Below are 20856 nucleotides of genomic sequence, written 5' to 3' on the forward strand. Positions count from 1 at the left end.
ACCGCCCGTGAGCAACGCTCGCCGGGCAGGGTTGCCCGGCACGCCGGCGTACGCCCCCGATGACGTGTGCGTCAGCGCATCACGTGCGTCGAATTTGGCTTTCACGCTTAGGCTCCCGTGGCTGCGGCTACGCGGCCCAGCGTCTCGCGCCAGTCTTCGCGCTCGGCCTGACCGGGCTTGCGCTCGCCGAAGCACATGGCGATCACCATGCCCGAGGCGTCGAGCAATTCCAGCGACGACACAATGCCGTCGGACGTCGGCTTGCGCACGACCCAAGCGGTGTCGACGAGGTCTTCGCGCAGATGCAGGTTGAAGCCCGGGTCGAGCACGTTGACCCACGGGCCCATGACGCGAATGTTCTTCACCGGGCCGGTATGAATCTGGATCATCCCGGCGTTGCCGACGAACACCATGATCGGCAGGTCGGTGCCCGCCGCATCTTCGAGCAGCGTGCGTACCGACGAAGCGGGAACGCGTTGTGCGTGATCGGCGGGTGCCAGACGCAGCGCTTGCGCACGCGACACGCCATGACGCCGGAGCATGTCGAAGAACTGGTGCGTGTCGGTCATGGCGAGCCAGTCGCGCTGGAACGCGGCGACGTCGATGTCGGCATCGGGCGTCTCGGCCTTCGGGGCGTCGGCGGCAACGACGTGCTCACCCGGGGTCTGATCTTCGGCGCGGAATTTCGCGACGAGGGCGTCGTACGCAGCGACATCGCTGTGATCGCGCAGGAACATCTTGTGCACGGCGGTGCCGGTCTTGTCGAAGAATTGCAGCGAACGGCGCGGACCGTTTTCGGCCGGCGTTTCGACGGCGTAGCCGAAGGCCCACTGGTGATAGAAGATGCGCAGATCGAGTTCTTTGCCGAGGCCCAGACCGATGGTGCCGTTGTGCGAGAGCTTCTCGTACGGACCATCCTTTTCGTGCACGGCGGTATTGTTGCGCGTGAGCGCCATGACGCGGCCCAAGGCGGGCAGCGCTTCGACAATCTCGATGAAATCGGGGCGCAGACGCACGACGTGTTCGCCGACAAATGCAGCAACAGTTTCACCTTCGGACACGCCGAGTGCGGCGGCGGCGTCGCGATCGCGCAGATTCTGTTCTGTCTTCACGCGTTGGAATTCGCTGCGCAGACGGGTGACGTCGGCGAGGGCGGGAAACACGGCGTTGGCCGCGGCGGTGGCGTTCTGAGCGTTCATCATGGCAAATTCCTTTGTTGCGGTGGCTTGCTGGCAGGTGGCTTGAAGTTAGCTGGCAGGCGCCCGCACGGTGGCGGGCGCATCGTCTGACGTATCCCGAAGGATCAGTACTGCAATTTCAGGCTCACAGCCACGCTGCGGCCCGGCGCCGAATACGCGTCCTTCACGTTCGACGTTTCGGCGATGTTGCGCACGTCCGACCAGTTCCAGTACTTGCGATCGAACACGTTGTAGACGCCCGCATAAACCGTGGCGTGCTTGTTGATGTGATACCCGCCCGAGAGATCGAGCACGATCGACGAGCCCGGTGCCCAGCAGGCCTGGTTTTGCTGCGTGCCCGACGTACAGGTCTTCGCGATCTGGCTTTGCGACTTGGCGGCCTGGAAGAGCAGGTCGGCTTGTGCGAACCACGTGCTGTTCGGCTCGTAACGCACACCCAGCACCATCGAGAACGGGTTGATGGTGTTGAGTGGCTGGCTGCTCGATCCGTCGTCTTCGGTGGTGCCGTGCGTATAGGCCATGGCCGTACGCAGCGTCACGCCGCCTTTGAGTGCCCACGTCGCGCGGCCTTCCCAGCCCTGAATGCGGGCGCGGCTGAAGTTCACGTACTGATAAATGAGCGGATCGTTCGGGCGGCCCGAGCCGCTGATGTTCTGCTGCGAAATGAAGTTGCGATAGTTGCCCGCGAACACGGCGGTGCTATACGTGACCGGCCCCAGTGTGGTGGCCAGACGCCCGCGCAGGCCCAGCTCGACCGTGTCGCTCGTCTCCGGCTTCAGGTTCGGGTTGGCGATCGACATGTAGCCGTACAGCGGGTTCGAGAAGCCGTTGTTGACCTGATCGGGCGTCGGTGTGCGAAAGCCCCGTGCGTATTGCACGTATGGGATCAGCGACGGCGCAATCTCGTACATGATCGCCAGACGCGGCGAGAACGCGGAGTCGTTCGACGAGGTCGGCGCGACCGGTTTGCCGTTCGCCGATTGCGAGACGTACAGCGGGTCGTTCTGCTTCGGCGAGAGCCAGTAGGCGTCGTAACGGATACCCGGCGTGACGGTGAGTGCGCCGTATCGAATTTCGTCCTGCAAGAACGCGCCGAAGAGTGTGTAGTCGGTATCCGGGAATGCCTTGTTCGGGAACGACTCGCCCGCACCCGGCACGGTGCCGTTGCGATAGCTGGTGATGAAGGCGCTGCTGGCATCCGTGCCGTACACGAGCTTGTGCGCGAGCGGGCCGGTCACGAAGTTGCTCTCGGCTTGCAGCGAGCCGCCGATGGTGCGTTCCTTGTACGTGTTGTCGCGCGTGCGGTCGCCCGCTGTGCGCTTTTCGTACGCGTACTGATTGTTCTTCGCGTCTTGGTAGTAGAACAGCGCGTGCACGTTCTGCACATACGCTTGCGACGCATCGTTGAAGTCGTAATCGAGGCTGACGCGATTGCGCTCCAGACGATCGCTGGTGGTCAGGCCGAGGGTCGTCGGCGGATTGACCGCCGACAGCACTCGCGTATCGACACGGCGGCGTACGTTCTCGGCGGTGAGCTTGAAGGTCGACGTCGGCGTTGCCTTGAACACGAGCTTGCCCAGCACCGAATCGCCGTTGCTGTCCTGCGGATTCGCCGTGGTGCGTGCGGTACTGGCCGTGTTGTTGCTGCCTTTGCTGTCGAGCTCGTGGCCCTTGTTGCCGTCGATGATCACCATGCCCTGCCACTGCTCGCCGCCCCATGCGGCTTGGGCGGTGGTGCCGAAGCTGCGGTCCATCGAGTTGTAGTACGGGCGCAGCGAGAAGTAGGTCGACTTGCCGAAGGTGTCGAGCAGGTCCTGCGGGTCTTTGGTCAGGAAGTTGACCACACCGGTCAGGCCATCGCTGCCGTAGAGGGACGATGCCGGGCCGCGCAGAATTTCGATGCGGCGCAGGATATCCATGCTCATGTAGTCGCCGCGACCCGCTTCGAGCGGGCCGAACGAGTAGCCGGATGGCATGCGAATGCCATCTTCGAAAAGGGCGACGCGGTTGCCTTCGAGGCCACGGATATTGATGCTCGAATTGCCGTCGCGTCCGCCGCCGAGCGCGGCCGAGCCGGGGCGATAGGGCGCGCGGCGCACGGTGACGCCGGGCTCGTAGCGCAGCGCTTCCTTGATGTCTTGCGCTTGCTGCTCTTCGAGGTCTTGATCGGTGATGACCGAGATCGACGCGGGTGTGCGATCCGATTCGGTGGGTGTGCGCGTAGCCGTGACGTTCACCTCTCTGAGGTTGGCTTCGGCGAGTTGCAACGGTGCTTTGGGCGATGCCTGGGCAAGCTGGACGGTCGGTGCGGTCGAGGCGTTGGCGTCGACCGGTGCCGGGGTTTGCTGCGCATAGGCGGCAGACATTCCGGCAGGCAACCAGACAGCGGCAAACACCGCGCGCACCAGCGGACGCAGACGCCGGCGGTTCTCGCGAGCGCGTTCGCTGCGCGAGTCTTCGATGCGGTGTCCGGCGCTCTGGCTGGCACGAATCGAAGTGGTGGCGCCGTGTCCCCGGCGCGTGGTCATGACAAATTGGCGGTCCCCGCCGCTCGACGACTGCTTCACTGCTGGCTCCCAGTGCAAATAACCCCGTTGCTGGCTGGCAAGCGCTCGTGGCAATCGTCGTGTTCCTCCGTGTCACAGGTGACAGGGTGGAGCACGCTGGCAGGCGCGGCTGGCGAATTCTCGTGCCACCCGGCCGCATGTTTTTCGGCCTTGGGACAACGAACTTGTCGTTCTTAAATAAGAATCATTCGCATTTTTAACGAAAAACGAAACCGACGTCAAGCAGGAATTTTGCGGGGGGTGTCAATGGGAGGGAAGGGATGGCAAGGCGTGAGAGGGCGAGGGGCCGGGCGGTCCTGCCGCCCGTGAGATCACACCGGCAAACTCGTATCGAACTTAATCTCGCGCAGCACCACGCTGGTTTTGACGTGGGCGACGGCGGGCAGGCGGAAGATGTGTTCGTGCAGGAAGGCGTCGTACGCCTTGATGTCCGGCGCCACGATTTTCAGGATGTAGTCGGCCTCGCCAGTCGTGCTGTAGCACTCGGTCACCTCGGGACACGTGCGGATTTCGCGCTCGAATTGTTCCGTGCCCCCTTCCGTGTGACGCGTGAGTTGCACATGCGCCAGCGCACACACGTGCAGACCCAACTTCTCGCGATCTAGCAGCACCGTGTAGCGCTGAATCACCCCGTTCTGCTCCATCTCCTTGATGCGTCGCCAGCAGGGCGTCGCCGACAACCCCACATTTTCCGAAAGCTCTTGCGCCGAGCGGCGCGAGTCGATCTGCAACAACCGCAGGATCTGGCGTGCAAAGTTGTCGAGTAATTCCATTTTTCAAAATCGCCTATTTCGAAATGAACGTTTCGTATTCTGCGCCAAACGGAGTGAAATAGTAAAAATCTTTCTCCTGCCTGCCCATACACTGCTTCCATACGGACGCTCGCCCGTCCTTGCCAGGCCGGGCGCGACAACGAACATAACGACACGCCCCCGAAGCTCGGCCGCAGCATCGATCCCATCCTTGACCGGTCGATGCCCGAAGCAGGCCGCACGGGGTTCAGGAGATACACGATGAATGCCCCCATGCGCGCCGCGCTTGCGACGCCCACGGCCAACCCCCTGGCCCACCCCGACTATCAGCTCTCCGACGCGCTCACCGCGCGCCGCGGCCAGATTTTCCTCACCGGTACACAAGCACTCGTACGCATCCTGCTGATGCAACACCAGCTCGATGCCGCGCGTGGCCTGAACACCGCCGGGTTTATCAGCGGCTATCGTGGCTCGCCGCTCGGGGGCGTCGACCAGCAGCTCTGGAAGGCGAAGAAGCTTCTCGACGCGGCCAAGGTCAAGTTCCTGCCCGCGATTAACGAAGAGCTCGGCGGCACGGCCGTCATGGGCACGCAGCGCGTGGAAGCCGACCCGGAGCGCACCGTCGAAGGTGTGTTCGGCATGTGGTACGGCAAGGGGCCGGGCGTAGATCGCGCAGGCGATGCGCTCAAACACGGCAACGCTTACGGCGCATCGCGTCATGGTGGCGTGTTGGTGGTGGCGGGCGACGATCACGGCTGCGTGTCGTCGTCGATGCCACATCAGAGCGACTTCACGATGATGTCGTGGAGCATGCCGGTGCTCAACCCCGCCGATATCGGCGAGCTCGTTGAATTCGGCCTGTACGGCTATGCGTTGTCGCGCTTCTCCGGCGCATGGGCGGGCTTGAAAGCCATCTCGGAAACCGTGGAGTCGCGCGGCACCGTCGACCTCGACAAGATCCGCACCGATTGGGCCGAGCCGCTCGATTACGTCACGCCCGAAGGCGGCCTGCACAACCGCTGGCCCGACCTGCCGAGCCTCGCGCTCGAGACGCGTCTGGCCGCCAAGCTCGACGCCGTGCGCGCCTTCGCCCGTGTGAACAGCATCGACAAATGGATTGCGCCGACGCCTGATGCCGACATCGGCATCGTCACGTGCGGCAAGGCGCACCTCGACCTGATGGAGACGCTGCGCCGTCTGGACATCACCATCGACGACCTTGCCGCCGCTGGCGTGCGCATCTACAAGGTCGGGCTGTCGTTCCCGCTGGAAATGTCGCGCCTCGATAGCTTCGTCTCGGGTCTCAAGGAAATGCTCGTCATCGAAGAGAAGGGCCCGGTCGTCGAGCAACAGATCAAGCAGTACCTGTACAACCGCACCACGGGCTCGCGTCCCATCGTGCTCGGCAAGACCGACACCGATGGCCGCGCGCTGCTCTCCGCACTTGGCGAATTGCGTCCGTCGCGCGTGCTGCCGGTGTTTGCCGAGTGGATCGCCAATCACCGCCCGGCGCTCGATCGCCGCGAACGTGTGGTCGATCTCGTCGCGCACGACATCCTCTCGAACGAAGCCGACGGCGTGCGCCGCGTGCCGTACTTCTGCTCGGGGTGCCCGCACAACACGTCGACCAAGGTGCCCGACGGCTCTATCGCGCAGGCCGGTATCGGCTGCCACTTCATGGCGTCGTGGATGGACCGCGATACGACCGGCCTGATTCAGATGGGCGGCGAAGGTGTCGACTGGGCGGCGCATTCGAACTTCACCAAACGTCCGCACGTCTTCCAGAATTTGGGTGACGGCACGTACTTCCACTCGGGTCTGCTTGCGATTCGTCAGGCGGTCGCCTCGAAGGCGAATATCACCTACAAGATTCTCTACAACGACGCCGTCGCGATGACGGGCGGTCAGCCGGTCGATGGTTCGATTTCGGTGCCGCAGATCGCGCGTCAGGTCGAAGCCGAGGGCATCGCCAAGCTCGTGGTGGTGAGCGACGAACCCGAGAAATACATCGGTCACGAAGGTCAGTTTCCGAAGGGCACGACGTTCCATCACCGCAGCGAACTCGATGCCGTGCAGCGCGAATTGCGCGAGATTGCTGGCGCGACCGTGCTGATTTACGACCAGACCTGTGCGGCGGAGAAGCGTCGTCGTCGGAAGAAAAACGAATTCCCGAATCCGGATCGCCGTCTGTTCATCAACGAAGCCGTATGCGAAGGCTGCGGCGATTGCGGCGTGGCGTCGAACTGTTTGTCCGTGGAGCCGGTTGAAACGGCGATGGGCCGTAAGCGCCGCATCGACCAGTCGTCGTGCAACAAAGACTTCTCGTGCGTGAATGGTTTCTGCCCGAGTTTCGTGTCGGTGAAGGGCGCAGCGTTGAAGAAGGCGCTCGCAGCGGCGTTCGATCAAGCGGCCTTCGAAGGGCGCTTGAATGCACTGCCGGAACCGACAGCACTTGCAGGCGACGCGCCGTTCGACATCATGGTCACCGGTGTGGGTGGCACGGGTGTGGTGACGATTGGTGCGCTCATCACGATGGCGGCCCATCTCGAAGGCAAGAGCGCGTCGGTGCTCGACTTCATGGGCTTCGCGCAGAAGGGCGGCGCGGTGCTGTCGTTCGTGCGTTTCGCGAACACGCCGCAAGCGCTCAATCAGGTGCGTATCGATACGCAGCAAGCCGACGTGCTGCTGGCGTGCGACATGGTGGTGGGCGCGAGCGCCGATGCGCTGCAAACCGTGCGCCGCGATCGCACGCGTGTGGTCGTCAACACGCACGCCATTCCGAATGCAACGTTCGTGCAGAACCCCGATGCGAACCTGCATGCCGACGCACTGCTCGCGAAGATGCGACATGCCGCGGGTAACGACAAGCTCGATGCGTGCGATGCGCAGGCGTTGGCACAGCGTTTCCTTGGCGACACGATGGGCGCGAACATCATCATGCTCGGCTTCGCATGGCAACTGGGACTCGTACCGGTGTCGCTGGCCGCGCTGCAACGTGCCATCGAACTGAACAACGTCGCGGTGCCGATGAACCAACTGGCGCTGGCGATCGGACGTCTCGCAGCGGGTGACCCGACGGCGCTCACGCAAACGACGGCCAAGGCCGTGAATCAGCCGGTGCATGCACCGGTGGCTGCCGATATGTCGTTCGATGAACTCGTGGCGCACCGTGTCGATCTTCTGACGAAGTATCAAAGCGCGGCGTATGCGGCGCAGTTCGCTAGCTTCGTGAAGGATGTGGCCGAAGCGGAAACGCGTGCGGCCGGTGCCCCGGGACGCCTGTCGCGTGCCGTGGCGCAGCAGCTCTCGCGTTTGATGGCGTACAAGGACGAGTACGAAGTGGCGCGCCTGTATGCCGAGACGTCATTCACCGATGCGCTGGGCGAGACGTTCGACGGCAAGCCGGGCCGCGACTTCCGTCTGGAGTTCCACATGGCCCCGCCGCTGATTGCGCGCGGTAAGGACGGCGGCGCGCCGAAGAAGGTGACGATCGGTCCGTGGTTGTGGCCGGTGCTGCGCGGGATGGCGAAGCTGCGGGGTCTGCGCGGCGGTGCGCTCGACGTCTTTGGTTATACGCTGGAGCGTCGTATGGAGCGTCAGTTGATCGCCGACTACCGTGCGACTGTCGGTCAGGCGCTGGCCGGTCTGAACGCCGAGACGCTGGCCGATGCGGCGGCGTTGGCGGAAGTGCCGGCCAAGATTCGTGGCTACGGGCATGTGAAGCTGGCGAATCTGGTGATGGCCAAGCGGGTGGAAGCCACGGTTGCGGCGCGTCTGAATGTGACGCCTGCGACGGGCGCCGCAGTGGCCGAAGCCCTCGCGCATGCGCGTAGCAGCGGCAAGTCGCTCAAGGGCATTCCGGTGGTGACGGCGCGGTAAGCGAACGTAGCATCGATTGATAAGCTGCAAATGCCGTTCAGTGGCAAGACTGAACGGCATTTTTTTTGATCCGGTGAGACTGCGTCGAGCCCGTCCATGTCCTGGTGTACCACTGCCCAAATTCACCCGCCCTCGCAGGCGTTTCCATACCGGCATCCGGCCAACGCGCTACCATTCGGGAGTTACGGTTTTCGCGAGTGGGCTGACTCGCCGCCGGACGGGCCCGCAGCGCAAGGGTTTGGCGCGGCTCGACCGGGGTAGGCGGCCCGCCTAAGCGGTTGGATAAGCGGTTGATTATGGAGAGAAAAATGAGTGTTTCGAAGTCGCCTGCGGACCGCAAGGTCATTCTCACGGGTGACCGCCCGACCGGCCCGCTGCACCTGGGTCACTACGTCGGCAGTCTGAAGAACCGTGTCGCCTATCAGCATGAATACAAACAGTTCGTGCTCGTGGCCGACGCGCAGGCGCTCACCGACAACACGGACGATCGTGGCAAAGTCCACCGCAACGTCTCGGAAGTGGCGCTCGACTATCTGGCCGTCGGCATCGACCCCGACGTGACCACCATCTGCGTGCAAACGTGGCTGCCCGAACTCACCGAACTCACGTTCTATTACCTGAACCTCGTCACGGTCGCGCGCCTCGAGCGCAACCCGACCGTGAAGCAGGAAATCGGTCTGCGCAACTTCGAGCGCGACATTCCCGCAGGTTTCCTCACGTATCCGGTGAGTCAGGCCGCGGACATCACGGCGTTCCGCGCAACGCTCGTGCCGGTGGGCGAAGACCAACTGCCGATGATCGAGCAGACGAACGAAATCGTGCGCCGTTTGAACCGTCTGGCCGATCGCGAGATCCTCGTCGAGACGAAGGCGCTGGTGCCGACGATGGGCCGTCTGCCGGGCACTGATGGCAAGGCGAAGATGAGCAAATCGCTCGGCAACGTGATCAACATTTCGTCCACGCCGGACGAGATTCGCAAAGCCGTACGAGATTGCTACACCGACCCGCTGCATCTGCGCGTGGAAGACCCGGGCCATCTGGAAGGCAACGTCGCGTTCATCTATCTCGACACGTTCGACGAAGACAAGGAAGGCCTGCAAGCGATGAAGGACCACTACGTGCGCGGCGGTCTGGGCGACTCGAAGGTGAAGGCGCGTCTGGAAGAGCGCCTGCAAGAGCTGCTGCGTCCGATGCGCGAGCGCCGCGAAGAGTTCGCCAAGAACCCGGACTACGTGTGGGACATGCTGCGTGCCGGTACGGAACGTGCGCGTGAAACGGTCGCGCAAACGCTGGATGATGTGCGTTCGGTGTTCGTCACGCCGGGCTGGAAGAAGTAACGCGCGCGACACGCGAGCACGAAATGAACAGAGGGGCAGTCCGTTAAGGCTGCCCCTCTTTCGTTTGGCGCGGATTAAGTGGTCCGCACCGCTTTCAGATCGTTTCGAATCCCGCTCATCTCGGCCGTCAGCTTGTCGATGGTTGAACGGAGATCGTTGGTTTGCTCCATCAGTTGAGTGCCCAGGCCATTGATGTCACTCGACTGTCCTGTGACGGACGCTTGCAGACCGGTGATTGCCGTACTCATCTCCGCCGTTCTTGCGTTGATGGTGTCGGAGACCTCAACAAGACGTGCGACGTTCTTGCATAAGAAATAGTTGGTGACGGTATTCATGCCTTTCTCCGTTTGTTCGATGGTCAGGTTTTCGAGCTTTGTTACGAGATCGGACAATTCGTTCCAGCCGGTGTCCCGTTGATAAAACCGTTGGTTCAGGGTGGTATTGAGTGCGCCCAATGCCGTCAACGCGATGCCGATGCCGAATAGTGCTGCGGCCACTGGCGCCGTAATCAGGGCAGCGGGAGTCGCAAATGCCGCTATCGTGCAGGCAATACCTGCCGCAGTTAGCAGGACAGTGATCAACATTTTTGTGTTGTAGCGGTTCTTCGACGACGGCAGGCTATCTTTGAGTGCATCGAGCTCGCGGCGAACGTCACGGCGCAGGCGTTCCTGCGCGATAGTGTCCTCCGGCACGCCTTTACGCGTCGAGGCATCGGACGCTTTTTCGAGCACCATCTGCACAACTTTTTCGATATGCAGCAGGTCCTCGTAAAGCACGCGGGCCGACTTGGAGAGGTATGCCGGATCGCAGATGTCCTTCTGCGTGCGGGCATAACGTCGAAAACAGTGCAGCGGATTGAGGTGGTTTCCTATCTCGGGCGTGGCGTCCCACACGGTGTTGTCCATCTTTCTGATGGTGCGGTTCAACTTCCTGATTAGCGCCTCGATCTGATCGTCGGCCACCACGGTAAAACGACCACTCTTGAGTTCCCACGAGACGTTCTTCAAGCTGTTTAGCGTGTCGACGATGCTCTCTTGAATCTGGTCGCGCGAGCGTGCGCACGTGACACCGTGAGTGCCCACACTGGGATGCCGAGCCTTATCCGCGGCAAGTCGGTCTCCATTCAGGCAGCAAAACCAAGGGTGGCCAGCGGCGAACAGAATTTCGTTTGGCATGTCGAGTCGCTTCCTCTGATGGTGTTTCCGGTACCAGGAAATGCTTCGTCACGTGCCGTGGCTAGCTGACGTCGCGGGACCGAGTCTTTCATCGTTCGATGCACCGCGTTTTCGGTTTCCCTTTGCAAGTTTCGCCAACTGGGCGTCACCAGTTCCCCGGGGGCCCGGGCATGACCACTTCTTTGGGTGGTTTCCCACGGCGTTACTTTGGCAAATGCGCATCTAACCCAGGCGCGCGAGTCACTGTCACTTCACTCCACACGATGCAAGTCACGGGCGAACTCGCCGTGCGGTTCCCGATCACCCCCCCAAACGGGTCGGGCACCGCCAATCAAGAGGACGACATCGAAAGAGGGAACAGGAGATGAACCAGATTGCAGCAAAGGTGGGACAGCCCTGGGCGCTGTCCACACGCGATATGTGGGTGTTGGCCGCCAGCGCCTTGATGATGGTGACGATGATTCTCGTCTTGCCATTCGAAGACAAAACCAACCGTGGCCTCGCGTTGGCGGCATTCGTCGCCGTGTTGTGGCTCTCGGAAGCGGTGCATCTCACCGTGACCGCATTGATGGTGCCGGTGCTCGCCGTGCTGCTAGGCATTCTGGAAACGCCCGCAGCGCTTCAGGCGTTTGCGCATCCCATCGTGTTTCTCTTCTTCGGCGGTTTCGCGCTCGCGACGGCACTGCGTGTGCAGGGACTCGACCGCTTTCTCGCTAACCGCCTGCTGCATCTCGCCGGAGGCCGCATGAGCCGTGCAGCGTGGATGCTATTCGGTGCTACGGCGCTCATGTCGATGTGGGTGAACAACACCTCGACGACGTCGATGATGCTGCCGCTTGCCCTCGGTATCCTCGCGCAGCTCGATACCCGTAACGATCGCAACACCGTCACGTTCCTGCTGCTGGGTATCGCTTACAGCGCGAATATCGGCGGGTTGGGCACTGTCGTCGGCAGCGTGCCTAATGCGATGGTCGCGACGCATCTCGGCATCGACTTCCTGACGTGGGCGAAATTCGGTGTGCCGCTAGTGGCGGTGTTGTTGCCGTTGATGGTGATGACGACCTACGTCGTGTTGCGTCCGCGTCTCGATCAAAAGATCCAGATCGAAACGGAACCGATGGTCTGGACGAAGCAGCGTGTGGTGGCCGTCGCGATCTTCGGCGGCACGGTGCTGAGTTGGATCTTCAGTCAGCAACTTAGCGCGTGGCTTGGCGGCATCAAGCAATTGGATACGCTCATTGCATTGTCCGCCGCGATCTTGATCGGCATGACAGGTGTGGCGAATTGGAAGCAGATTCAGGAACACACCGACTGGGGCGTATTGCTGTTGTTCGGCGGTGGGCTGACGTTGAGTGTGGTGCTGCGCAATTCGGGCGCGAGTGTGGTGATGGCGCAGGGCGTGTCGAGTGTCTTCGCGATGAGCCATACGCTGGCTGTCTTGCTTATCACTGCGGCGTTCATCGTGTTCTTAACCGAACTCACCAGCAACACGGCCAGCGCAGCGATTCTGGTGCCGATTTTCGCGACGATCTCGGTGTCGCTGGGGTTTCCCGAAGCGCTGCTCACAATGGTGATCGGCATCGGCGCATCGTGTGCGTTCATGTTGCCCGTTGCCACCCCGCCTAACGCGATCGTGTTCGGCACAGGGCAGGTGCCGCAGCGCCGCATGGTGCAAGCAGGCTTCTTCATCAACCTGATTTGCGTCGTCGTGATTACAGCGTTTGCATGGATGCTATGGCGTTAAGCGTGTTGGGCACGCCAACGTAAAAACGCCGTGACGTTCTGCACGTCACGGCGTTTTTTATGGTCTTGCTCGAGTTCGCGCCGCGATCTTACTGCGGCTGCTTCGCGACCTTACCGTCCTTGAACACCCACTGAATGCCTTCACCCTGACCGGTCAGCACGTCGATGGCTTCGAGCGGGTTGCCGTCGACGACGAGCACGTCGGCGAGTGCGCCCGGCGCGATGACACCCAGTTCGCCCACGCGGTTCAGAATTTCGGCACCGATGACGGTGGCCGAGCGAAGCGTATCGGCAGCACCCAACACGTCGGCGCGAATCGTCAGTTCATCCGACTGGTACTTATGCATGTCGCCCAGCAGGTCGGAGCCGAAGCCCATCTTCACCCCCGCATCGCGATAGATCGACAGCGACTCGCGGCCTGCACGTTGCACGCTCTCGACCTTCGCCACCGACTCCGGCGGCAAGCCCAGCGATGCCCCATCCTTCGCGAGCGCGTCGTAGGTCACCAGCGTCGGCACGACATACGCGCCTTTCTCCGCCATCAACTTCGCCGTCTCGGCATCGCACAGGTTGCCGTGCTCGATCGTGCGCACGCCGCAACGCACTGCGCGTGCGATGGCCTTCGGCGTGTACGCGTGGGCCATCACGTACGTTTGCGCTGCTTCTGCCTCGGCCACAGCGGCGCGGATTTCGTCTTCCGAATATTGGGTGTTCGCAATCGGATCGACCGGCGATGCGACACCGCCCGACGCCATCAACTTGATCTGCGTCGCACCCTTCTGAATCTCTTCACGCACGGCCAGACGGATCGGGTCGACACCATCGACCACGCGGCCGATAGCGCCTGCGCGGAACGCGCACGAGCATGGCTCGAGCACGTCGCTACGCGGACGGAAATCGCCGTGACCGCCGGTTTGCGAGAGCGCTTTGCCCGACGGGAAAATGCGCGGACCCGGAATCACGCCTTGCTCGATTGCCTGTTGCAGCGCCCAGTCGGCACCGCCCGCGTCGCGCACGGTCGTGAAGCCTCGGTTAAGCATGCTCTGCATGATCGGCAGCGACTTGAGCACCGTCAGCACGTTGGGCTGGCTGGCGTTGGTGCCGAGGTTCGGATGCGAGGCGAGCACGTGCACGTGGCAGTCGATCATGCCGGGCATGACGGTCTTGCCGGTCACGTCGATGACAGTCGCACCGTCGATCTCGAGCGGCGTGGCCGAGACGGCGGTGATGCGGTTGCCCTCGATGGCGACGTCGTGGCGCGCGAGCAAGCGGCCGGCGGCAGCGTCGAGCACATTGCCGCCGCGAAGCAGGGTAACGGACATGGGGGAGTTCCTTGGACGTTGTTTGAGTGGTGGTGCAGAAATGCGGGGTTACAGCGATGCAACAAAACGGGAAAAGCAAAAAGGCGCGCCGGTGAGGACGCGCCTTTTATGCAAAAAACTTAGGCCTTCGCTTCCTTCGGCAGCGGCTTCACGAAGCGCGTGCCGACGAGGCTGATGGCGGCCGCGATGATCACGTAGATCGCCGGGGCCATGTTGCTGCCCGTACGGGCAATGAGCCACGTGATGATGAGTGCCGCGAAGCCGCCGAAGATCGTCACGGCGAAGTTGTACGCCACCGACAGGCCGGTCGAGAGCACCTGCGCCGGGAACAACTCCGAGAACGCCGCGAGGATCGGGCCGGTGTAGCAGGCGATGAGCAGGCCGAACACGATCTGGAACGTCAGCAGCGATTGCAGACCCGGCGCCACGTTCAGGTACGTGAACATCGGCCATGCGAGCAGCAGAATCAACAGCGCCGAGCCCGACAGGAACGGACGGCGGCCGAAGCGGTCTGCCAGACGTCCCACGACCGGAGCGAACACCAGAATCATCGCGCCGCCGACCATGCCCGCCGTGAAGCCATCCGAGGCCGGGAGTTTCAGCACGCGCTGTGCGTACGTCGGCATGTAGAACAGCAGCACGTACGTGCAAATCGTCCACAGCACAACCATCGAGAAGCTCGCGAGCGTTTCACGCGGGTACTTCGAGAACACGTCGCGCAGCGGCGTATTCGACTTCTCTGCATGTTGGAACGTCGGCGTCTCGTCGATCTTGCTACGGATGTAGAAGCCGACCGGGCCGATCAACATACCCACGATGAACGGCACACGCCAGCCCCACGATTCGAGCGACGCCTTATCGAGTTCGGTCGTCACGAACGTGCCCACTGCGGCGCCGAGCAGCACGGCAAAGCCGATGCTCGATTGAATCCATGCCGAGTAGTACGCGCGTTGATTGGGCGGTGCGTATTCCGTGAGGAATGCCGTCGCGCCCCCCATTTCTCCGCCCGCCGAGAAGCCTTGCAGCAAACGTGCGAGCACGATGATCACGGGCGCGGCCAGACCGATCTGGTCGTAGGTCGGCGCGAGGCCGATCATCGCGGTGCCCGCTGCCATCAACAAGATGGTGAGCGAGAGCGCTGCCTTACGGCCCACGCGATCGGAGTACACACCGAGCACGATGCCGCCGACCGGACGCATGAAGAAGCCCACGCCGAAGGTGGCCACGGCCAGCAGGAACGACGAGAGGTCGTCGCCCGTGGGGAAGAACTGCTTGGCGATAATCGCCGCGAAAAAGCTATAGACGGTGAAGTCGAACCATTCCAGACCGTTGCCGATCACCGTCGCCACAATGGCGTGACGGCGTTGGCGGTCCAGGTTGGCCTGAGGCACTGCGTAGGTCGCCTGCATCTGGGTCTCCCGGAGGATGGGTGGCGTCCGTCGCGTGCGAGAGTTCACGTCATACCGGTAATACGCCTGCTTTTTTGTCGGATCACGCCCGCCGTACGGCGCGGACATGTGCGGATGGACCACAACATAGGACAGACAAAATGACAGGAGAAACGATAATTCCGCATGTTGCCATGCGTGCAGCGCATGGCAACTTTCTCAACGCCACCCTAAACCTATGATGGCAAACGGATTTGCGAGTAGATCCAGTTGCGGAAAATTCTCGCTGCGGCATGCTCGTGACGCTCGGCAGGCCACACGAGGTAGTAGCCGCCGCCGAGACTTGCGTGCGAATCGCAGGCTTTGACGAGCAACCCGGCGTCAAGGCACGGGTCGATCATGTGACGCCAGCCCATCACGATGCCGCCGCCTTCGATGGCCATCTGCACGAGCAGCGGGTAGTAATTGGCGCTGACCACGCGCGGCGACTTGGGGGCGCTCACGCCGTGCAGCTCGAACCAGTCGGGCCACGACATCCACTTACGCTGACCGTCTTCGATGAACAGTAGGGTTTCGTTCACGAGGTCGGCCGGTTTGAGTGTGCGGCCGTCGAGATAGGCGGGGGCGCAAACGGGGAAGACTTCTTCGTCGAAGAGCCGACGTCCGGCGAAATCCGGCGGCAGGTCGTTACGCACGTAATAGACGCCAAGATCGAATTCGGACGCCGAGAGCGACGTGATGCCGTCTTTGACGATCACGCGAATCTTCACATCGGGGTGGTCGGCGCGAAAGCGCATGAGTTGCGGCGTCATCCACAACACGGCGACGCCGGACGAACACGCGACGGTCAGTTCGAGATCGCCGCGACGCTTCATGAGGTCGGCGGTGGCCTCGGCGCATTCGTTGAGCAAGCGCTGAATCTGTTCGGCGTAGCGCTGCCCCGCGACGGTGAGTCGCAGCGTGCGATGTTCGCGAGTGAACAGCGTGCGCCCGAGAAACTCTTCGAGCTGTGCGATCTGACGGCTGACCGCGCTTTGCGTGAGATTAAGCTCCACCGCCGCGCGGGTGAAGCTCGCGTGCCGCACGGCAGCGTCGAATGCAACGAGACAGTGCAGTGGCGGCAACGGCGAGATGGGCATGCGCGGCGGGGTCTCCTGTGAGCGGGGCGGTGGGCGCGGTGCTTAGCGCTTACCGACCATTTGCTCCGGGCGCACCCAGGCGTCGAACTGCTCGGCGGTGACGTGGCCCAGTGCCAGCGCCGCAGCCTTGAGCGTGGTGCCTTCCTTGTGCGCCTTCTTCGCGATCGCGGCGGCCTTGTCGTAGCCGATATGCGGGTTGAGGGCGGTCACGAGCATCAGCGACTCTTCGAGCAGGTTGCCGATGCGCGCGCGATTCGGCTCGATACCGATGGCGCAGTTGTCGTTGAAGCTGACCGAGCCGTCGGCGAGCACGCGCACGCTTTGCAGGAAGTTGTGAATGAGCATGGGCTTGAACACGTTCAGTTCGAAGTTGCCCATCGAGCCGCCGATGTTGATCGCGACGTCGTTACCCAGCACCTGACAACAGAGCATGGTCATCGCTTCGCACTGGGTCGGGTTCACCTTGCCCGGCATGATCGAGCTGCCCGGTTCGTTTTCCGGAATCTGCAATTCGCCAATGCCGCAGCGCGGGCCGCTGGCGAGCCAGCGCACGTCGTTGGCAATCTTCATCAGGCTGGCGGCGAGCGTCTTCAACGTGCCGTGCGCGTTGACGATGGCGTCGTTCGCGGCGAGCGCTTCGAACTTGTTCGGCGCGGTGACGAACGGCAGGCCCGTGTCGCGAGCGAGGGCCTCGGCGACCTTCTTTGCGAATTCAGGATGCGCATTCAAACCCGTGCCGACGGCGGTGCCGCCCAGCGCGAGTTCGGCCACGTGAGGCAGGGCGTCGTCGACGTGCTTCAGGCCGTGATCGAGTTGCGCGACCCAGCCCGAGATTTCCTGACCCAGCGTGAGCGGCGTGGCGTCTTGCAGGTGGGTGCGGCCGATCTTGACGATGTTGTCGTAGGCGTGGGCTTTCGCGGCGAGCGTGTCGCGCAGTTGGCCGACGCTCGGCTTGAGGTGATTGATGAGGGCGTCGAGGGCGGCCACGCTCATGGCCGTGGGGAACACGTCGTTCGACGACTGGCCCTTGTTCACGTCGTCGTTCGGGTGCACGAGACGTTCTTCGCCGCGCACGCCGCCGAGCAATTCGCTGGCACGGTTGGCGAGCACTTCGTTCATGTTCATGTTCGACTGCGTGCCCGAGCCGGTCTGCCACACGGCGAGCGGGAATTCGTCGTCATGCTGGCCAGCGACGACTTCGTCGGCGGCTTTGATGATCGCGTCGGCCTTCTTGGCGTCGAGCACGCCCAGGCCCTTGTTGACTTCCGCGGCGGCGCGCTTGACACGGGCCAGTGCGCGCACGAGTTCGCGCGGCATCTTTTCCGAGGAAATCTTGAAGTTTTGCAGCGAGCGCTGCGTTTGCGCACCCCACAGACGATCGGCGGGCACTGCAATTTCGCCGAAGGTATCGCGTTCCATTCTCACAGACATGATCAACATCCTTGTAGAGAGGCTGCCCCGCGCAAATGGGTGGGGCGGACTCTGAATTGTAGAACTTCAGTGACGATTCGACATGACAGGCCGCCTGAGCGAAACCGTGTCATGGGAATGAATTGCGGGGGCCGATAGTCGCCTCGGAGTGGCTGCATGGGCCGTTTTCTCTGGCTGGCCTTGGGGTGGCGGCCTTCTCGCCGGGGATGGCGTGGCGGCAGCCGCCGGTATTTTGTCACGCCCAGACCGCCGCGACCAGTTGCAACGCGGCGGCGATGGCGGGCTCGTCGCGGCGTGCGGCCAGTGTCACGAACGTCAGCTCGGTGGGCACGGCGACGCCGTCGGCAATCACCAGCCCGTGGGCGCGGGCTTCGCGCAGGGCGATCGAGTCGCGCATGAGGGACAACCCAATGCCCGACTTCACCAGATCGAGCATCGACGGTTCCTGATCGACTTCGGCCACTTTGACCGGTGAGACGTCCAGTGCGCCGAAGAGTGCCGAGAGCAGACGGTTATGCGCGGATTCGGGCGGTGTCCAGATCCACGGCAGGGCGGCCAGCTCGCGCCAGCCGCGCCGGGCTACACGTTCGCGCCAGCCAGCCGGGGCCAGCACGTGGTAGGAGAACGGGGTGAGCGTAATCGTGTGAAAGCGGTCGCCTTCGGGGCGGCCCAGATAAAAGCCGACATCGAGCTCGCCGCGCGCGATCTGTTGCAGCACGGAACCGGACATGCCGTGGCGCAGCGCCGTTTCGATCTGCGGATACGACTCGACGAGGCGTTTGAGAAACGCACCCAGCCGGGTGAATTCCGGATCGAGGATCGTGCCGATGCGTAGCCGGCCGCGCACTGTCTCGCGCAGGGCGCCCGCGGCTTGTTGCAGATCGGCAAGCGCGCTCAGCATGCGTTCGGCGAGCGGCAACAGGGCCTGACCATCGCGCGTGAGCGCCAGCCCTTGTGCGGTGCGGGTGAAGAGCGTGAGGCGCAGCGCTTCCTGAAGCGCTTTGACTTGCAGACTGACCGCCGGCTGCGTCAGATGCAGTCGTTGGGCTGCGCGCGTGAGGTTGCCCTCATGGGCGATGGCGACGAAGGCGCGGAGATGGGCGAGTTCCATTCATGTCCCGTGAGATGGGCGGTGAGACGGACGGTGACCGGACGAAGATACGGACGGCGCGGTCCATCAAAACACCCGCGATGTCTCCCCCGGCCCTAGCAACATAAGCGGATCTTATATTGCTTTTCATTATTTCTCATTGGATCGCACGGCGCTGCGGCAGTACGCTACGCAATCACTTTGGCGAATGACGTTGTGTTGCGGTGCGGCACGACGCGCGCTCGCCATGCCACGCAGAGACCGGATTCGAGGAAAACGAACATGAGCAACGCTGATATTCCTACCGTGCAGCACTTTATCGACGGTCAATTGGTGGCCGGTCGCAGCGAGCGCTTTGGCGATGTCTACAACCCCGCGCAAGGGGCGGTCAGCGCCCGTGTGGCGTTGGCGAGCGAGGCCGACGTCGATGCAGCCGTCGCTGCGGCTAAAGCGGCGTTGCCTGCGTGGTCGGAGACGGCGCCGCTCAAGCGTGCCCGTGTGCTCTTCAAGTTCAAGGCGCTGCTCGATGCGCATCAGGATGAGCTCGCGCGGATCATCTCGCGTGAACACGGCAAGGTGTTTTCCGACGCGCGCGGCGAAGTCACGCGCGGCATCGAAATCGTCGAATACGCCTGTGGTGCGCCGCAACTGTTGATGGGCAAGCACAGCGACAACATCGGTGGCGGCATCGACAACTGGCATCTGCGTCAGCCGGTCGGTGTGTGCGCGGGCATCACGCCGTTCAACTTCCCGGCGATGGTGCCGATGTGGATGTTCCCCATCGCGCTGGCGTGCGGCAATACGTTCGTGTTGAAGCCGTCCGAGCGCGATCCGTCGGCTAGTTTGCTGATGGCCGAGCTGCTGCGTGAAGCTGGCTTGCCTGACGGTGTGTTCAACGTCGTGCAAGGCGACAAGGTGGCGGTGGACGCGTTGCTCGCGCACCCCGATGTCGAAGCACTGTCGTTCGTGGGCTCCACGCCGATTGCCGAGTACATCTATACGGAAGGCACGCGACGCGGCAAGCGCGTGCAGGCGCTTGGCGGCGCGAAGAATCATCTGGTGGTGATGCCCGACGCGGATCTCGATCAGGCCGTCGATGCATTGATCGGCGCAGCGTATGGTTCGGCGGGTGAGCGTTGCATGGCGATCTCGGTCGCCGTGGCGGTAGGGCAGGTGGCCGACCGTCTCGTCGAGGCACTGGTGCCGCGTGTGAAGGCACTGCGTATCGGGCCGGGCACGGACGACGCTGCCGAAATGGGGCCGGTGGTCACGGGCGTACACAAGGCGAAGATCGAAGGCTATATTGCGCAAGGTGTGGAAGCGGGGGCCGAGTTGTTGGTCGACGGTCGCGGCTTGCAGGTGCCGGGGTACGAGAAGGGTTTCTTCATCGGCGGCACGTTGTTCGATCACGTTACGACCGACATGACGATTTATCGCGAAGAGATTTTCGGCCCGGTGCTTGCTGTGGTGCGTGTGCCCGATCTCGCGGCGGCGATCGAACTCGTGAACGCGCACGAGTACGGCAATGGCGTGTCGTGTTTCACGAGCGATGGTGGTGTGGCGCGTGCGTTCTCGCGTCAGGTGAAGATCGGTATGGTCGGCATCAACGTGCCGATTCCGGTGCCGATGGCGTGGCAATCGTTCGGTGGCTGGAAGCGCTCGCTGTTCGGCGATCATCATGCGTATGGCGAAGAAGGCGTGCGCTTCTATACGCGCTTCAAGAGCGTGATGCAGCGCTGGCCGGACAGCATTGCGAAGGGCGCGGAATTTACGATGCCGGTAGCGAAGTAAAAAATGAACCCGACGGCGGTGGACGCAGTCCACCTCACTCGGG

At 62.7% G+C, this 20856-nt stretch carries 13 protein-coding genes; 4 read left to right on the top strand and 9 right to left on the bottom strand.

Translation table 11 applies throughout. The features are described from left to right. Positions 1 to 107: 107 nt before the first annotated feature. The 3 genes from ACPWR9_RS05340 to ACPWR9_RS05350 form a co-directional block, all read right to left on the bottom strand. Positions 108 to 1202 carry a hemin-degrading factor gene (locus ACPWR9_RS05340; protein ID WP_426296151.1) on the bottom strand — a complete coding sequence of 365 codons (1095 nt, stop codon included), beginning with the start codon at positions 1200 to 1202 and terminating at the stop codon, positions 108 to 110. Between the two features lie 101 nt (positions 1203 to 1303). After that, the gene (locus ACPWR9_RS05345; RefSeq protein ID WP_426296615.1) at positions 1304 to 3565 is read right to left on the bottom strand and encodes a TonB-dependent hemoglobin/transferrin/lactoferrin family receptor; all 2262 of its coding nucleotides are present in this window, start codon (positions 3563 to 3565) and stop codon (positions 1304 to 1306) included. Between the two features lie 512 nt (positions 3566 to 4077). Continuing rightward, a complete protein-coding gene (locus tag ACPWR9_RS05350; protein ID WP_058376615.1) occupies positions 4078 to 4539 on the bottom strand; it encodes an Lrp/AsnC family transcriptional regulator in 462 nt (153 codons plus the stop codon). A 252-nt stretch (positions 4540 to 4791) separates the two neighbouring features. On the opposite strand from ACPWR9_RS05350, the gene ACPWR9_RS05355 reads away from it, so the two are divergent. Both ACPWR9_RS05355 and trpS read left to right on the top strand, forming a co-directional pair. Further along, entirely contained in the window at positions 4792 to 8397 is a 3606-nt protein-coding gene (locus tag ACPWR9_RS05355; protein ID WP_426296614.1) for an indolepyruvate ferredoxin oxidoreductase family protein, read from the top strand. 308 nt (positions 8398 to 8705) lie between these two features. Continuing rightward, complete coding sequence (gene trpS / locus ACPWR9_RS05360; protein ID WP_426296150.1) at positions 8706 to 9734, top strand: tryptophan--tRNA ligase; 1029 nt, start codon at positions 8706 to 8708, stop codon at positions 9732 to 9734. Between the two features lie 74 nt (positions 9735 to 9808). Here the strand turns inward: trpS and ACPWR9_RS05365 are convergent, their stop codons facing one another. Continuing rightward, a complete protein-coding gene (locus ACPWR9_RS05365) occupies positions 9809 to 10909 on the bottom strand; it encodes a hypothetical protein (RefSeq protein WP_426296149.1) in 1101 nt (366 codons plus the stop codon). A 364-nt stretch (positions 10910 to 11273) separates the two neighbouring features. Between ACPWR9_RS05365 and ACPWR9_RS05370 the strand changes: the two genes are divergently transcribed. Further along, positions 11274 to 12653 carry a DASS family sodium-coupled anion symporter gene (locus tag ACPWR9_RS05370; RefSeq protein ID WP_426296148.1) on the top strand — a complete coding sequence of 460 codons (1380 nt, stop codon included), beginning with the start codon at positions 11274 to 11276 and terminating at the stop codon, positions 12651 to 12653. Positions 12654 to 12741: 88 nt separating this feature from the next. Here ACPWR9_RS05370 and ACPWR9_RS05375 read toward each other — a convergent pair whose 3' ends face one another. The 5 genes from ACPWR9_RS05375 to ACPWR9_RS05395 all read right to left on the bottom strand — a co-directional run bounded on the left by ACPWR9_RS05375 (position 12742) and on the right by ACPWR9_RS05395 (position 19043). Beyond that, positions 12742 to 13974 carry an amidohydrolase family protein gene (locus tag ACPWR9_RS05375; RefSeq protein WP_426296147.1) on the bottom strand — a complete coding sequence of 411 codons (1233 nt, stop codon included), beginning with the start codon at positions 13972 to 13974 and terminating at the stop codon, positions 12742 to 12744. A 119-nt stretch (positions 13975 to 14093) separates the two neighbouring features. Next, positions 14094 to 15383, bottom strand: a complete 1290-nt coding sequence (locus ACPWR9_RS05380; protein ID WP_426296146.1) for an MFS transporter — start codon at positions 15381 to 15383, stop codon at positions 14094 to 14096. 215 nt (positions 15384 to 15598) lie between these two features. Then, the gene (locus ACPWR9_RS05385; RefSeq protein ID WP_426296145.1) at positions 15599 to 16501 is read right to left on the bottom strand and encodes a LysR substrate-binding domain-containing protein; all 903 of its coding nucleotides are present in this window, start codon (positions 16499 to 16501) and stop codon (positions 15599 to 15601) included. Between the two features lie 42 nt (positions 16502 to 16543). Continuing rightward, positions 16544 to 17941 carry a class II fumarate hydratase gene (fumC, locus tag ACPWR9_RS05390; RefSeq protein ID WP_426296144.1) on the bottom strand — a complete coding sequence of 466 codons (1398 nt, stop codon included), beginning with the start codon at positions 17939 to 17941 and terminating at the stop codon, positions 16544 to 16546. A gap of 226 nt (positions 17942 to 18167) precedes the next feature. Beyond that, positions 18168 to 19043 carry a LysR family transcriptional regulator gene (locus tag ACPWR9_RS05395; protein ID WP_426296143.1) on the bottom strand — a complete coding sequence of 292 codons (876 nt, stop codon included), beginning with the start codon at positions 19041 to 19043 and terminating at the stop codon, positions 18168 to 18170. A 261-nt stretch (positions 19044 to 19304) separates the two neighbouring features. Between ACPWR9_RS05395 and ACPWR9_RS05400 the strand changes: the two genes are divergently transcribed. Next, on the top strand, positions 19305 to 20813 hold the full coding sequence (locus ACPWR9_RS05400; RefSeq protein ID WP_426296142.1) for a CoA-acylating methylmalonate-semialdehyde dehydrogenase: 1509 nt from the start codon (positions 19305 to 19307) through the stop codon (positions 20811 to 20813). Positions 20814 to 20856: the final 43 nt, after the last annotated feature.

This window comes from Pandoraea pneumonica, from assembly GCF_049918595.1.
In the GTDB taxonomy this organism is placed as follows: domain Bacteria; phylum Pseudomonadota; class Gammaproteobacteria; order Burkholderiales; family Burkholderiaceae; genus Pandoraea; species Pandoraea pneumonica_A.

Bases quoted from the DNA above. Each gene is read 5' to 3' on its own strand.
- ACPWR9_RS05370 (WP_426296148.1), top strand. From the start codon at position 11,274: ATGAACCAGATTGCAGCAAAGGTGGGACAGCCCTGGGCGCTGTCCACA.
- ACPWR9_RS05340 (WP_426296151.1), bottom strand. From the start codon at position 1,202: ATGATGAACGCTCAGAACGCCACCGCCGCGGCCAACGCCGTGTTTCCC.
- ACPWR9_RS05345 (WP_426296615.1), bottom strand. From the start codon at position 3,565: ATGTCTGCCGCCTATGCGCAGCAAACCCCGGCACCGGTCGACGCCAAC.
- fumC (WP_426296144.1), bottom strand. From the start codon at position 17,941: ATGTTGATCATGTCTGTGAGAATGGAACGCGATACCTTCGGCGAAATT.
- trpS (WP_426296150.1), top strand. From the start codon at position 8,706: ATGAGTGTTTCGAAGTCGCCTGCGGACCGCAAGGTCATTCTCACGGGT.
- ACPWR9_RS05385 (WP_426296145.1), bottom strand. From the start codon at position 16,501: ATGCCCATCTCGCCGTTGCCGCCACTGCACTGTCTCGTTGCATTCGAC.
- ACPWR9_RS05395 (WP_426296143.1), bottom strand. From the start codon at position 19,043: ATGGAACTCGCCCATCTCCGCGCCTTCGTCGCCATCGCCCATGAGGGC.
- ACPWR9_RS05355 (WP_426296614.1), top strand. From the start codon at position 4,792: ATGCGCGCCGCGCTTGCGACGCCCACGGCCAACCCCCTGGCCCACCCC.
- ACPWR9_RS05365 (WP_426296149.1), bottom strand. From the start codon at position 10,909: ATGCCAAACGAAATTCTGTTCGCCGCTGGCCACCCTTGGTTTTGCTGC.
- ACPWR9_RS05350 (WP_058376615.1), bottom strand. From the start codon at position 4,539: ATGGAATTACTCGACAACTTTGCACGCCAGATCCTGCGGTTGTTGCAG.
- ACPWR9_RS05400 (WP_426296142.1), top strand. From the start codon at position 19,305: ATGAGCAACGCTGATATTCCTACCGTGCAGCACTTTATCGACGGTCAA.
- ACPWR9_RS05375 (WP_426296147.1), bottom strand. From the start codon at position 13,974: ATGTCCGTTACCCTGCTTCGCGGCGGCAATGTGCTCGACGCTGCCGCC.
- ACPWR9_RS05380 (WP_426296146.1), bottom strand. From the start codon at position 15,383: ATGCAGGCGACCTACGCAGTGCCTCAGGCCAACCTGGACCGCCAACGC.